The 14,148-nt window shown below is 63.3% G+C and carries 10 protein-coding genes; 4 read left to right on the top strand and 6 right to left on the bottom strand.

What is annotated here, in order from left to right:
* From EN935_RS06345 to EN935_RS06335, 3 genes are all read left to right on the top strand, one after another.
* Nucleotides 1-4,024, top strand: a 4,024-nt coding sequence (locus EN935_RS06345; RefSeq protein ID WP_348629875.1) for a glycosyl hydrolase family 65 protein, incomplete at its 5' end; no start/stop codon positions are given.
* 516 nt (nucleotides 4,025-4,540) lie between these two features.
* Entirely contained in the window at nucleotides 4,541-6,322 is a 1,782-nt protein-coding gene (locus tag EN935_RS06340; RefSeq protein WP_126068754.1) for a glucan ABC transporter ATP-binding protein/ permease, read from the top strand.
* Nucleotides 6,323-6,425: 103 nt separating this feature from the next.
* Nucleotides 6,426-7,184: a heme ABC transporter permease gene (locus EN935_RS06335; RefSeq protein ID WP_127263310.1), complete on the top strand. Its 759-nt coding sequence runs from the start codon at nucleotides 6,426-6,428 to the stop codon at nucleotides 7,182-7,184.
* A 57-nt stretch (nucleotides 7,185-7,241) separates the two neighbouring features.
* Here EN935_RS06335 and EN935_RS06330 read toward each other — a convergent pair whose 3' ends face one another.
* Together EN935_RS06330 and EN935_RS06325 are read right to left on the bottom strand one after the other, a co-directional pair.
* Nucleotides 7,242-7,532, bottom strand: a complete 291-nt coding sequence (locus tag EN935_RS06330) for a hypothetical protein (RefSeq protein ID WP_109672448.1) — start codon at nucleotides 7,530-7,532, stop codon at nucleotides 7,242-7,244.
* Between the two features lie 144 nt (nucleotides 7,533-7,676).
* On the bottom strand, nucleotides 7,677-8,735 hold the full coding sequence (locus EN935_RS06325) for a D-TA family PLP-dependent enzyme (protein WP_164757630.1): 1,059 nt from the start codon (nucleotides 8,733-8,735) through the stop codon (nucleotides 7,677-7,679).
* 191 nt (nucleotides 8,736-8,926) lie between these two features.
* On the opposite strand from EN935_RS06325, the gene EN935_RS06320 reads away from it, so the two are divergent.
* Nucleotides 8,927-9,613: a D-lyxose/D-mannose family sugar isomerase gene (locus EN935_RS06320; RefSeq protein ID WP_109672468.1), complete on the top strand. Its 687-nt coding sequence runs from the start codon at nucleotides 8,927-8,929 to the stop codon at nucleotides 9,611-9,613.
* A 23-nt stretch (nucleotides 9,614-9,636) separates the two neighbouring features.
* Here the strand turns inward: EN935_RS06320 and EN935_RS06315 are convergent, their stop codons facing one another.
* The 4 genes from EN935_RS06315 to EN935_RS06300 all read right to left on the bottom strand — a co-directional run.
* Complete coding sequence (locus EN935_RS06315) at nucleotides 9,637-11,322, bottom strand: hypothetical protein (protein ID WP_127263308.1); 1,686 nt, start codon at nucleotides 11,320-11,322, stop codon at nucleotides 9,637-9,639.
* A 109-nt stretch (nucleotides 11,323-11,431) separates the two neighbouring features.
* A complete protein-coding gene (locus tag EN935_RS06310) occupies nucleotides 11,432-12,064 on the bottom strand; it encodes a hypothetical protein (protein ID WP_126068758.1) in 633 nt (210 codons plus the stop codon).
* Nucleotides 12,065-12,298: 234 nt separating this feature from the next.
* Nucleotides 12,299-13,636 (bottom strand): HlyD family type I secretion periplasmic adaptor subunit, encoded by a 1,338-nt coding sequence (locus tag EN935_RS06305; protein ID WP_126068759.1) that lies wholly within the window; start codon nucleotides 13,634-13,636, stop codon nucleotides 12,299-12,301.
* A gap of 19 nt (nucleotides 13,637-13,655) precedes the next feature.
* Nucleotides 13,656-14,148: ATP-binding cassette domain-containing protein (locus tag EN935_RS06300; RefSeq protein ID WP_127373214.1), on the bottom strand; the 493-nt coding region annotated here is incomplete at its 5' end.

The following is a 14,148-nucleotide window of genomic DNA, read 5'->3' as shown; positions in this document are numbered from 1 at the left end:
GGAGAGGGCGCCGCGCGATATCCCGACCGCGACCGTCAGGACAGAGGCCGACGAACGCGCCAAGGACGAGACCGAAGTCGACAGCCCCGACACCCGCATCGTGCTCAACCCACTGCAGTCGCTGCGGTCGACCAGCGTCATGTCGAACGGCCGCTATTCGGTGATGGTCACCGCGACCGGCTCGGGCTACAGCCGCTGGGGCGATCTCTCCGTCACCCGCTGGCAGCCGGATCCGACCGAGGACCGGCTCGGCTCCTACATCTTCCTGCGTGACGCCGGCACCGGCGACTGGTGGTCGGCGACGGCTGAGCCGAAGCGTGCGGCCGAGGAAAAGGCGCAGACTTTGTTCTCCGACGACAAGGCGAGCTTCGTCAAATCGGTGGGCACGTTGCGCTCCGAGGTCGAATGCATCGTCATCTCGGAAGGCAATGGCGAGGGCCGTCGGGTCACGCTCTATAATGATGGTCCGTCCGACCGTCACATTGAAGTGACCTCCTTCGCCGAGCTGGTACTCGGCCTGGAAGCGTCCGACAACGCGCATCCGGCCTTCTCGAAGATGTTCGTGGAAACCGAGATTGCATCGAATAACGCGGCGATCTTCGCCACGCGGCGCAAGCGCGAGACCAGCGAGCCGGATATCGCCATGGTGCATTTCGTCACCGATCCGTCCGGATCGGCGCGCGATGCCGAGGCCGAGACCGACAGGCGCGCCTTCATAGGCCGTGGCCGTACCATTGTCGACGCGGCCGCCTTCGATCCGGGCGCCAGGCTTGGCGGCCATTCGGGCTTCACGCTCGATCCCGTCGCCTCGCTGCGCCGTCAGGTGCGCGTGCCGGCCAACAAGAAGATATCGCTGACCTTCTGGACCGTCGTCGGCGCCGGCCGCACTGAGCTGGACGAGGCAATCGCCCGGCTAGACCACCCGGAGAGCTTTGCCCGCCAGGCCATGCTCGCTTGGACGCGCAGCCAGGTGCAGACCCGCCATATGGGCCTCAGCCTGACCGATGCCGCCAATGTGCAGAAGCTGGCGCGCTACCTGATCTATCCGGATCCGTTCCTGCGTCTTCCCGCCGAATCCATCGCCTCGGGGCTGGGCAAGCAGTCGAGCCTGTGGCCGACCAGCATTTCCGGCGATTTCCCGATCTTCCTGGTCAGGATCGGCGACGTTGCCGATCTCGAAATCGTCGCCCAGGCGCTGCGTTTCCAGGAGTATATGCGCACCCGCGGCATGATGATCGACTTCGTCGTCGTCAACGAGCAGGCGTCCTCCTATGTTCAGGACCTGCAGCGGGCGGTCGAGACTCTGTGCGAAAACAGCCGTTTGCGCGGCAAGGAGCTCGGACCTCGCCAGCACATTTTCGCGGTGCGCCGCGACCTGATGGACGAGACGACCTACAAGACGCTGCTCGCCGTCGCCCGGGTGGTCCTGCACACGCGCAACGGCACCATCTTCGATCAGATCGAGCGGGCCGAGGCGGCCGCCCTGCAGGCGCGCGACGCCCTGCTGCCGGCCGCACTGCCGGTTCTGCGTGAATTACCATCGCTTACGCCCACGACGCATGCATCTGCCTCGCAGGCGGTGGCGAATGTCAGCGCCGATGGCAGCGGGCTCAGCCAGTGGAACGGGTTTGGCGGTTTCGATGGCGACGGGCGGCACTATGTCGTGCGCCTGGCTGGCCGGCGCACCACGCCGCAGCCGTGGATCAACGTCGTCTCCAACGCCTCGTTCGGCTTTCACACCTCCGCTGAGGGGGCTGCCTTTACCTGGAGCCGAAACAGCCGCGACTACCAGTTGACGCCATGGTCGAATGATCCGGTCTCGAACCGGCCGGGCGAGGGCCTCTACATCTACGATCAGGCCAGCGGCAAGGCGTTTTCGCCGCTCGCCGCCATGGTGCGTGATCCCTCGATGACCTACGAGGCCTGGCATGGCCAGGGTTTCTCGACCTTCCGCTCGAAGCGCGGGCCGTTGTCGATGGACCTCACCCATGTCGTCGATCCGGTCGATCCGGTGAAGATTTCGCGGCTGCGCATCCAGAATTCCGGCTCGGTGCCGGCGCGGCTGCGTGTCTATGCCTATGCCGAATGGGTGCTCGGCGGGCATCGGTCGCGCACAGCGGCAACCATCGTCCCGTCGAGGGACGCCGCCACCGGGGCGTTGCTGGCACAAAACCCCTACGGGCTCGATTTCAGCGAACGGGTGGCCTTCCTTGCCGCCGACGGCGGCGTGCACTCGGTGACATCAGACCGCTCGGAGTTCCTCGGCCGGCATGGCTCCAGCGAGCTGCCGCAGGCAGTGCTGAGTGGTGCTGCGCTATCGGGCCGTGTCGAGGCCGGCGACGATCCGTGCGCGGCGATCGCCCGCGACATCGAGATTCCGGCCGGCGGCGACGTGACCCTGCTCTGGTTGCTCGGCGACGCCGAGTCCGTCGAGGAGGCGAGCGCGCTGGTCCAGGAACATCGGGTCAAGGATTTCGACCAGCGGCTGGCCGACAATGAGCGCGTGTGGCGCGGCTTTCTCGACACCATCCAGGTCGAGACACCGGACAAGGCGCTCGACGCCATGGTCAATCACTGGCTGCCCTATCAGAGCTTGGCCTGCCGCATCCGTGCCCGCTCCGCCTTCTATCAGGCCAGCGGTGCCTTCGGCTTCCGCGACCAGTTGCAGGACACGCTGGCGTTGCTGGCGCATGATCCGCAACTGGCGCGCGACCAGATACTCAACGCGGCGCGGCGGCAGTTCCCCGAAGGCGACGTGCAGCATTGGTGGCTGCCACGCACGGGCGCCGGCGTGCGCACGCTGATCTCCGACGACGTGGTCTGGCTGGCCCACGCCACGGCGCGCTACCTGCTGGTCACCGATGACGCCACCATCCTCAAGGAGCAGTTGCCCTTCATCGACGGGCAGCCGCTGGGCGAGGGCGAACATGATGCCTTCTTCATCCCGGAGATTTCGAAGAAGACGGCGTCGCTCTACGACCATTGCGCGCGTGCGCTCGACCTGGCCATCAAACGCAGCAGCCCTGCGGGCCTGCCGCTAATCCTCGGCGGCGACTGGAACGACGGCATGAACCGCGTCGGCGAGCACGGCAAGGGCGAGAGCGTCTGGCTTGGCTGGTTCCTGCTGAAGACGCTGGGCGACTTCGCCCCCGTTGCCAAGACCGAGGGCGATGCCAAGCGTGCACAGGCCTGGGCAAAACATGCCGATGTTTTGAAGCGGGCGCTTGAGAGCACGGCATGGGATGGCGAATGGTACCGGCGCGGCAGCTTCGACGACGGCACCCCTCTGGGGTCTCGCAACTCGCAGGAGTGCAAGATCGACTCCATTGCCCAGTCCTGGAGCGTGCTTTCGGGGGAGGGCGATCCGGCACGGTCGACGACGGCGATGGAGCAGGCGACGAAGCTGCTCGTCGACGACAAGCTCAACATCGTCAAGCTGTTCACGCCGCCCTTCTCCAAGACGGAGAAGGACCCGGGTTACATCAAGAGCTATCCGCCCGGTGTGCGCGAGAATGGCGGTCAATACACCCATGCCGCCACATGGTTCGTCATCGCGCTCGCCGAGATGGGGCAGGTCGACGAGGCCTATCGCTGTTTCTCGATGCTGAATCCGGTCAACCATGCGACCGACGAGGCGTCGGCCGAGCACTATCGTGTCGAACCCTATGTCGTGGCGGCCGATATCTATGCCGGGGACGACAATGCCGGCAACAGAAAGGGCGGCCGTGGCGGCTGGACCTGGTACACCGGCTCCGCCGGCTGGCTTTACAGGGCGGCGGTCGAAGGCATTCTGGGTATCGAACGGCGCGGCAAGCGTGTCCAGTTCAAGCCGAAGCTGCCGAGTCACTGGGATGGGTATTCGGCAAATCTCAAGATGCTGGGGGCGGAACTCAGGGTTCGTGTCATCCGCGACAATAAGGCCAAGGCCGTGTCGCTGGAGGTGAATGGGGCCAAGACCAAGGTTTCGGCAGTCGAACTGAAGGACGGCGAAGTTGCCGAAATCCTCATCAGGATCCCGGCCTGAGGCACTTTACCCAACAGCATTCCCCTCGGGCTCAAGCCCGGGGAAGGCAGCGGTTTTCGGCTCACGACAGGATGAAAGGGCGGCATGCCGCCCGTGTTGCCATCGGCCCGCCCGCATGGCATGCGGCTGAGAGGCTTATAAAATCAAAGACTTGATGCCCATCGCAGGGCTCGCGCCAGGCGGCGAGGCTCGGCGTCCCGTATTCTTGGGCGCGCGCAAAGCCGCTTAGTTTTGACCTATACTGTGCAGACGGCGATTTCGGTCTTAGTCATCCGCCCGACATTGTAGCTGATTAAAATTGTGGCAGCATGCTCCAACTGCCATGATTTCGCCGCATGCCTGACATTTTACCTGTCTTCTCAAACCGTTAGGTGATCACGGCAGATTTCGGAACGTCGCCATCTTTTGTTCGCTCTGAGGGAACTGAAGAGGTACACGGCCATTGTTTTGCGACGTATCAACCGGTACGAGTCAAATGATGCAGTGCACAATAAACAGCGTGGCGGAGTAACTGGGGTGACCCTTCTGCAAATCTACTGGCGAGCACTCGGATATCTGGCCGCGGACAGGAAACGCGTCGCGTTGATCTGTTCGGCCAACGTGGCGCTCGCCATCGTAGCGCTTCTCGAGCCGATTATGTTCGGTCGCGTCATCGGCGCCATCTCCGAGCGCGGCTCTGTCTTCACCACGCTGGTGATGTGGGCTGGTCTCGGCGCCTTCAACATCGTTGCTTTCGTCATGGTGGCGCGCGGCGCTGACCGCTTTGCCCATGCGCGGCGCAGCGAAGTTCTGTGCCAGTCCTTCGAGCGCGTGATCACCATGCCGCTCGCCTGGCACCATCAGCACGGCACCTCCAATGCGTTGCACACGATGCTGCGCGCCGTCGAAACCCTGTTCAGCCTTTGGCTTGAATTCATGCGCCAGCATCTGTCCACGGCTGTCGCCCTCGTACTGCTGGTCCCAACCGCGATCAGCATGGACCTGCGCATGTCGCTGGTGCTGCTTGGCCTCGGACTGCTGTATGTCGGCATCGGCCGGATGGTAATGCGCCGCACCAAGGCGGGCCAGGCTGCGGTCGAGCGCCACTACCACAAGGTGTTCGAGCATGTGACCGACTCGGTCAGCAACGTTGCGGTGCTGCAGAGCTACAATCGCCTCGGCCACGAGGCCGATACGCTGCGCCGCTACGTCAAGAACCTGCTCGACGCGCAGAATCCTGTGCTCGACTGGTGGGCGCTGGCCAATGCCTTGCACCGTCTGTCATCGGCAATCTCGATGCTGATCGTGTTGTCGATCGGCTCCTATCTCGTGACTCATGGTCAGTTGGGTATCGGCGACGTCATCGCCTTCACCGGTTTTGCGACGATGCTGATCGCTCGCCTCGACCAGATGTCGGCTTTCGCCAACCAGATTTCCGAGGCGCGCGCCAAGCTTGAAGATTTCTACCAGCTCGAGGACTCCGCGGCCGACGCAGCCGAGCCGGATGGGTTGCGCGATCTCGCTAACATCACCGGGCATGTCCGCTTCGAGAATGTCGGCTTCGAATTCGCCAATTCGGGCCAAGGCATCGACGACGTGTCGTTCGAAGTCCAGGCCGGCCAGACCGTTGCCATCGTCGGACCGACCGGCGCCGGCAAGACCACGCTCATCAATCTGCTGCAGCGTGTCTTCTCGCCGTCCCATGGCCGTATCCTGATCGACGGCGTCGACACACGCACCGTGACCCGCAAGTCGCTGCGTCATTCGATCGCCACCGTGTTCCAGGATGCCGGCCTGCTCAACCGCTCGATCGAGGACAACATCCGCGTCGGCCGCGCCGATGCGACCAATGACGAGATCCATGCCGCTGCCAACGCGGCCGCGGCGCAGGACTTCATCCTGTCCAAGAGCAATGGCTACGACACGGTGGTCGGCGAACGTGGCGGCCAGCTGTCGGGTGGCGAGCGTCAGCGCATCGCCATTGCCCGCGCCGTGCTGAAGGATGCCCCGATCCTGGTGCTCGACGAGGCGACCAGCGCGCTCGACGTCGAGACCGAGGACCGCGTCAAGGATGCGATAGACGAATTGCGGCGCGACCGCACCACCTTCATCATCGCCCACCGCCTGACCACCGTCCGCGACGCCGATCTGGTCGTGTTCATGGACAAGGGCAGGGTGGTCGAAATGGGCGGCTTCGCCGAACTGTCGCTGCGCAACGGCCGCTTTGCCAGCCTGCTGCGCGCCGGCGGCCTGCTCAACGACGAGGAGGTTCGCCGCCTCAGCCGCACCGTGCAGCAACAGCAGGAAGCGGCCGCCTGATCTTGGCGTCTCTGCCTTCTCCCCCCAGGGGGAGAAGGCAAGGCTAGCGTGCGACATAACCGCTCGATTGCCCCAAACGCACCGGCGGTCTATGTAGAGCCGCATGAGCGACACGACTTCACGACTGACCGGCTGGATGGATCTCGCCAACCCGACGCGCTTCGTCGGGCTGGCCGATAGGCTCGTGCCGTGGCTGGCGTCCATCGCCGCACTCATCCTCGCCGTCGGGCTCTATATGAGCTTCGCTGCGCCTGAGGATTTCCAGCAAGGCATCACCGTGCGCATCATGTACATCCACGTGCCTTTCGCCTGGCTGGCCATGATGTGCTACACGCTGATGGCGGTTTCCGCACTTGGCACGCTCGTCTGGCGGCATCCGCTGGCCGATGTCGCGCTGAAATCCGCCGCGCCCATCGGAGCCGTCTTCACCGCGCTTGCATTGATCACCGGCTCGATCTGGGGCAAGCCTATGTGGGGCACCTGGTGGGTTTGGGACGCACGGCTGACCTCGGTCTTCGTCCTGTTCCTGATGTATCTCGGCATCATCGCGCTGACCCGTGCCCTCGACGATGCCAGCCGCGCCGCCTGGGCCGCCGCCATCATCACGCTGGTCGGCTTCATCAACATCCCGATCATCAAATTCTCGGTCGACTGGTGGAACACGCTGCATCAGCCGGCTTCGGTGTTCCGCATGGGCGGCTCGACCATCGACCCAAGCCTGCTGTGGCCGCTGCTGGTGATGGCGCTCGGCTTCACCGTGCTGTTCTTTGCGCTGCACCTGATGGCGATGCGCACCGAGATCCGCCGCCGCCGCGTCATTGCAATGCGTCGCGTCGCCGCCAGGCAGGCCGAGCGGATCTAAGGCGCCATTGCGCCAGCGCACCAACAGATCAAGCGTTCATCGTCTCTGAACAGCTTGTCATTTCTGCAGATTGTGAACCTCGAACGTGGTCTCCTGAGGCGGCGAGGTGAACCCACCCTTGATGCCCGTTTTCATTTGAGGCATCAGGATATCGTCCCGGAATTGCTCCCAACTCTTCTTGGATTCGTGAACCGCAACAATTGACCAGCCACCGGCCGACGGGCCGGCAACATGGAAGAGTTGGCCTTTTGGCAGGCTTTTTCCGCCTGCTGGATGCACAGCAGCGATTGACGCCTCGTATTGTTCCTTCGTGCCGCCAGGAAAATAGTGCGTGATTGCGTAAGCCATTCTGTTTTCCTCCCGAGCAAGCCGCAAACCATCCAATGGTCGGCTTGCTGAAGCCAGATTGACGTAACGGAACACCGGGGACAAGCAGGACCTTAGACAGGGTCGACCATGCACCTGCCCTGGACACGGGTTTGGATGTTCGCATTAGCCGGTGCGGCCGCGTGCGGCCACCGGCAGCGTTTCTAGCACCTTTTCGCCTGAGATCAGATGCACTTGGTCGAACAGGTTGGTGACGACGCAGCAATGGTCTGGCACGACGCGGACGCGTTCGCCGATGCGCAACTTGCCGTCACCCGAAAGCGTGAGGGTGCCGTGCTCCTCGCTCAAGCCCGTCACCCGTGCACCGGAAATGCCGAGCAACTCGCCGAAATCGGCGAGCCCCAGCGTGTCGCTGGACAGCGCCTTGCTGCCGGCATCCAGAATGGCACGCGTCGCTGTGGGATGGCTGACCACCGTCGACAGCACCGTCAGTGCGCAGTCGTCGAGAGTGCCGACGCCTTTGGCGACCTGATAGCGGTCGAGATAGATGTAGGTGCCGGGGCGGTACTCCGTGACCACCGATGCCTCGCTCGAGCGCCACATATCCGGCGTGCCGCCACTTGAGATGCGTTCGCAGGCGAGGCCCGACGCGGCCAGCGCCTGCTTGGCGTCGGCCAGCCACGCCTCGGCCTCTGCCGCGCGACCGGCGGCCGGGTAGGTCATCAGCCCGCCGAAGGCGAGGCCACCGGCCTTGTCGATCTGTCTTGCCAGCGCAACTGCTTCGTCAGCCGTCTGCACGCCGCAGCGGCCCATGCCGGTGTCGCATTCGACCAGTACCGGCAGACGATGACCGGCATCGGTGAAAATGGCGGCCAATCCTTCGAGTGTTTCTCTGCTGTCAGCCGTAACCGACAGTGTCACACGGCGGTGTAGCGCCAGAAGCCGCTCCAGCTTGGCGCGCCCAAGGATGTTGTAAGGGAGAAAAATGTCGGTCAGCCCGGCGTCGGCCATCACCTCGGCCTCGCCGATCTTCTGGCAGGTGATACCGACGGCACCGGCCGCGACCTGTTTATTCGCCCAGTAGGGCAGTTTGTGCGTCTTGATATGCGGCCGCAGTTTCAGCCCGTTCTTGTCGGCATGGGCCTGGGCGCGGGCAATGTTGGCTTCGGCGCGCGCGGCTTCGATCAGGATCGATGGCGTATCGAGGTCGTGGACGGTCGGCATCATCTGTTATCCCATAGAAAATCCGCAGGGGTTATGGCCTCGAACGGGCGCGATGTCACGCGGCCAGCGCAGCGGATCTGTTGTCCATGCGCTGAAGGCGCAAGGCCGGGCGGAGCGGCAAGACGGATCGACACCGCATCGACGTTCGGCTATGCGATTTGCCAGACAAATCGGCACGAAGGACCATGATCATGAAACGCTCCGCCATCAACGACATCATCCGCGAAGCCGACGCTTTCATCCGCTCGTTCGGCTACATCATGCCGCCCTTCGCCTACTGGTCGCCCGAGGAGGCGAAGGCGCGCCAGACCGACTCCGCGGCCGTGTTTACCTCCCGGCTCGGCTGGGACATCACCGACTACGGCCAGGAGAAGTTCAAGGAACTCGGCCTGTTCCTGTTCACCGTGCGCAACGGCCGCTACGAGGACATGAAGAAGGGCATGGGCATGCTCTATGCCGAGAAGATTATGATCTCGCGCAAGGACCAGCTGTCGCCGATGCACCGCCACAACATCAAGGCCGAGGACATCATCAACCGTGGTGGCGGCAAGCTTGTGCTGGAACTGTTCATGCACGATCGCGACGGCGGCATCGATCCCAAGGCCGAGGTATCGGTGCCGGTCGACGGAACCATCCACAGGCTGCCGGCGGGCGGGCTGTTGAAGCTCGACCCGGGCCAGAGCGTCACGCTTTTGCCCGGCGTCTGGCATGCCTTCTGGGCCGAGGGCAAGGATGTGCTGATCGGCGAGGTGTCGACCGTCAATGACGATCTCACCGACAATGTCTTTCGCGAACCGATCGGCCGTTTTTCCAACATCGACGAGGACGTTGCCCCCGTGCACCTGCTGGTGTCCGACTATGAGAAGTGGCTGGGCTGAGGCAACGCGCCGGGCAGCCAGCCTCAATGACAGCAGCTTGAGGCTGGCTGCACGCTCGTCCTGCACAGGCAGGACGAGCTGATCGCCACGTCCGCTCTGGCCAACGCCGTGGCGAGGCTTGCCTGCAGCGCCGGCAGTTCTTCGCTCTCGCCGCGTCGGTTCAGGCATTCCACCAGCCCGTGCAGCGCCCAGACATTGTTGGGGTGCTGGGCGCAACGCTGCACCTTGCCGCTGAGACCCAGATCGTCGCGATAGACCTGTTCTGCTTCCTGCGCGTGGCCCTGGTCGAGAAGCAGTGCCGCCAGCGCATGGCGGGGCGGATGCATCCACGCCCATGGCTCGGTGTAGGACAGATTGTCGTCGAGCTCGACTGCTTGCCGCAGATGGCCGTAGGCCTCATCATGCCGGCCCTGGTGATAGGCAAGCTCGCCGTCGAGCAGGGCGGCACCGACAGCCAGCGAAGCCCGTGTCGGATTGCTGAGAAAACGTCGCTCGGCTGGAATGCCTTCCAGATGCCGGTGGAACCTTTCGCGCGCTCGCTCGGCCTCGGTGAAATGCCTGAGCGTCGCATGCGCGACACCCTTGGCGTAGTGCTGCATGGCCGCGGTCAGCACATAGAGGCCCGGCTCCGCGGGTTCAGGCTCGTCGATGATCTCCTGCCAGCGACCGAAGCGCACCTGCACATGCGATTTCATCGCGTGGTAGCCTTCCACCGTCTGGGTGAGCTTGGGCCGGCCCTGGATGGCGACCACGTCGCGCGCGACCAGGCTGCGCACCTTGTCGGCGGCCCACAGCGAAGGCTGGTATTGGCCCGACAACATGCAGGTGAACATCATCAGATGCAGATCGTGGCAGCAGCCGAGCAGATAGTAGGTCGGCTGGTCCGCATAGGCGAGATAGAGGTCGTTGGCGCGCACCGCCTTCTCGCTGGCAAGTTTTGCTTTCTCGTACTCGCCGCACAGCACATAGATATGCCCCGGCATGTGGTTCATGTGCCCGGCATCGGGGCACATTGCGCCCAGCAGATCCGCCGAGCGCATGCCGCGCTCCGGCATGGTGGACATTTCCAGAAGATGGATGTGCAGGTGGACGATCGCCGGATGTTGTGCAATCCCCGCCTCGTCGGCAAGCCGGATCGACCGCTCGCAGACCTCGAGCGCCTCGACGACATCGGAATTCGGCGCCGGCGCGCCGGTCTTGAGGTTCCAAAGCCGCCGCACGGTGCGCATCATCAGCGCCTCGACGAAAAGCGCCATCACATCGTGGTCGTCGGGAAAGTCCCGGTACACAAGCCGCATCTCGGCGGCATAGGCATCGTCCCACTGTTCGAATTCCTCGGGACCCACCCGGTGCAGTTTCTGGAAACGGCACGCCAGCGCCTCGATCAGGCGCCTTTCGACCTCGCTGGCGGAAGCCGCATTGGCGCGCGCCAGCCGGACATGCTCGAAGCAGCGCTTTGTCGCGCTGTTGGCTTCGGCCTCGCCATGCTCTTTCCAGGTCAGATTGTAAAAGGGGCCGGCGGCATAGGCGATGCCCCAATGCACAAAGGCGCAATCAGGATCCGTCTCCAGCGCCTTCTCAAAGCACTTGATGCCTTCCTCATGGTTGAAGCCGTAGCACCAGTTCAGCCCGATATCGAACCAGCGCTGGGTTTCGGTTGAGCGGGTGGAGATGGAGCGACGGTAGGCGCCGAGGTTGAAGCGGTCCATGAAGTCTCATTTCAATTCTGATCGCCAACGAGGCAGGCTCTGGTCAGATTCCTTCGTCATCAGTGTGTGACGAAATCTCCAGGCATGGCAAACGCAACGCGTGCCGCCGTTAGCTGGTCTCTTCGGGCGGTGTTTCATCTTGCCAGCCAGCCAGCTCAGGCAGGTCGTCCAGCCAACTTTTTTCCGTCATCAGGGCATCGCCGGCCTGCGGGGCAGCCTCGGTGGCATTTTGAATGAGCCAGTCCATCCACTTCCGATAGGCAACCGGGTCCAGCTGTGGCGGCAGCACCTTGGCCTTGGCCAGCATGCGTTTGCGGAAACTAACCTGCCTGCGGAGTTTGGTCGTCGTGAATTTGATTGCCTTGCCTTGGTATTCAACCGTCCAGCGCCCATCTCCATGGCTGGTGAGCCTGTCGATGGCGAAACCGGCATCGACCGGCCTATCCCGCCAAGGAAGCTCGACGGCATTCTTCCTCAGATCGAGTGCCCATCGCCTGTAGGCGGTCCCGGCACGCTGGGGCGGCAGCACACCGGCCTGTTCGAGTATCTTCCTGCGGAAGGTAGGCTGCTTCTTAAGCTGGCCTGTCGTTAGCTCGACGCGATGCCCACGGAATTCGACGTGCCATCGGATCCTCCCGTTGCCGAAATACTTCACCAGCCTGTCGATGAAGAACTCGTCGTCGGTGAGCGCCACGCAGCCTTGGCTGATGCTTTCGAGAATGTACTGGCTATCACTGGGCATTACGCGGCCTCGTGCAGGAATCTTTCACGAAGCTTAGCCGTTGGCACGCACGGGCGGCCACCAATTTGCTCTGGGAATCTCGCCTGCCTCAATCAGCCCAAACTGATGCGCGGGTTGCCATAGATATGCAAGGCGGTGGCACGCTCACCGCAGACGATAGCCTTGGAGGGAGCGTAAGGCCCGTGGACGAGTGGCTGAAGTTCATCACCCGGCCGCTGGACGGCGCGAGGCTCGTTACTTCTGGCGAAACGCGGAGTGGAACGACACGACCAGCGGGCCCAGGATATAGTCGAGTGCGGTGCGTTCCTCGGTAACGATCATGACCGACGCCGGCATGCCCGGATAAAGCGCGATCTGTGGGGCTGCAGCCAATTCCACAGGATCGACCGCTACATCGGCAAGATAGTAGGGAAACCCGGTCTTGCTGTCGGTGATGCGATCCGCCGAAATGCGGGTGACGCGTCCGTGGATTATGGGTATCGAGCGCTGCTTGTATGATGTGAAACGAACTTCGGCTGCCATGTCGGGTCGCAGGTTCGATATGTCCTCGACGCGAACCTGCGCCTGAACGATCAGCGAATTCTCGGTCGGCACGATGTCGAGGATGGTCTGGCCCGGCGAAACGATCGCGCCGATCGAGAAGACGCTGAGATCCATCACCTGGCCGTCATAGGGCGCGCGCACTTCGGCTCGGTCCATGGCAGCCTGGGCGGCAAACATCTTGGGCACGAGGTCGGCAAGGCTCGATTGCGTATCGATCAGCATGGCCGACAGCTTGGCCCGGCGCTCATATGTCAATTGCGCGATCTGGCCCTCGAGTTCGGCTTTGCTCTGTTTGCTGCCGGCTATGGCGCCGAGGTTCTCGTCGATCAGGCCCTGCAGATCCGAGGCGGATCTTTCCAGCTCCAGGATGCGTGGGCGGGTTGTCAATCCGGCCTTGAGCAGCTTTGACAGGCTGGCCTTCTCGTCGATCGTCGATTGCATCTGGGCCTGGTAGGATTCGACCCGAGCCTGCTTGCCCTGAATCTGTTCCTCGAGCTCGGCAATCCGCCGCTCGAGGATCTGCCTGGCGCCGGCCATCGAGGCGCGCTGGCTCTCCAGGTCGGCGATCTGGTTTGCCATCGCATCCCTGAGGTAGGCCTCGTGCTCCTTCAGGATGTCCTTCGGGAAGGCAACAGCCTTGCTGCCGTCCAGTTCGGCCCGGATCCTGGCATCGGTTGCACGCAGCAGAGCGTATTGCTGGGCATAGAGATTGAACTCGGACCTGATCCTGGTGTCGTCCAGCTTCAGCATGATGTCGCCCTTCCTGACGACGTCGCCATCCTTGACGCGGATCTCCTTCACCGTTCCGCCGTCGAAGTGCTGTACGCTCTTGCGATTGCCTTCCACCTTGACGATGGCGTCGGCGAGTACGGCGCCGTTCAGCGGAGCAAAGGCTGCCCAGCCACCGAAGACGCCGAAGAAGGCGACGATGATCAGCAGGCCGATATAGGCCGGCACCCGGATCGAATCCGGGGCCAGGATACCGGTTTCGCCTGGCAGGCTCCGGTAGGTGAGGGCGCCGTCGCTCATCGATCTCTCCGGCCACAGCTCATTGGGTTGCCACCGCCATTGGAGCCGCGCGCTGGTTGAGCAGCGCCACGATCTCGTTTCTCATGCCGAAGGCCTCGACCGCGCCATCGCGCAACAGAAGGATCTTGTCGACATTCGCCAAGGTAGAGGGCCGGTGCGAGACGATGATCACCGTGCTGCCGCGGCGCTTGAGTTCGATCGCGCAGTCGCTCAGCGCGCGGTCGCCATCGGCGTCGAGATTGGAGCTCGGCTCGTCGAGAATGATCAGGTTCGGCGTTCCGAACACCGCACGGGCGAGAGCGATCCGTTGCCGATATCCTCCTGACAGCACTGCGCCGCCTTCGCCGATCTGGGTCTCATAGCCCTGCGGCAGGCGGATGATCATCTCGTGCACGCCGGCGAGCCGCGCGGCCTCGATCACCTCCTGGTCGACATTGGTCTTGAAGCGGCCGATGTTGGCGGCGACCGTGTCGGAGAAGAGTTCGATATCCTGCGGCAGGTAGCCGATGTGG

It is taken from the genome of Mesorhizobium sp. M7D.F.Ca.US.004.03.1.1 (genome assembly GCF_003998635.1).
In the GTDB taxonomy this organism is placed as follows: Bacteria; Pseudomonadota; Alphaproteobacteria; order Rhizobiales; family Rhizobiaceae; genus Mesorhizobium; species Mesorhizobium loti.
The sequence above is the reverse complement of the archived record's forward strand: the minus strand, read 5'-3'. Positions and strand labels throughout refer to the sequence as shown.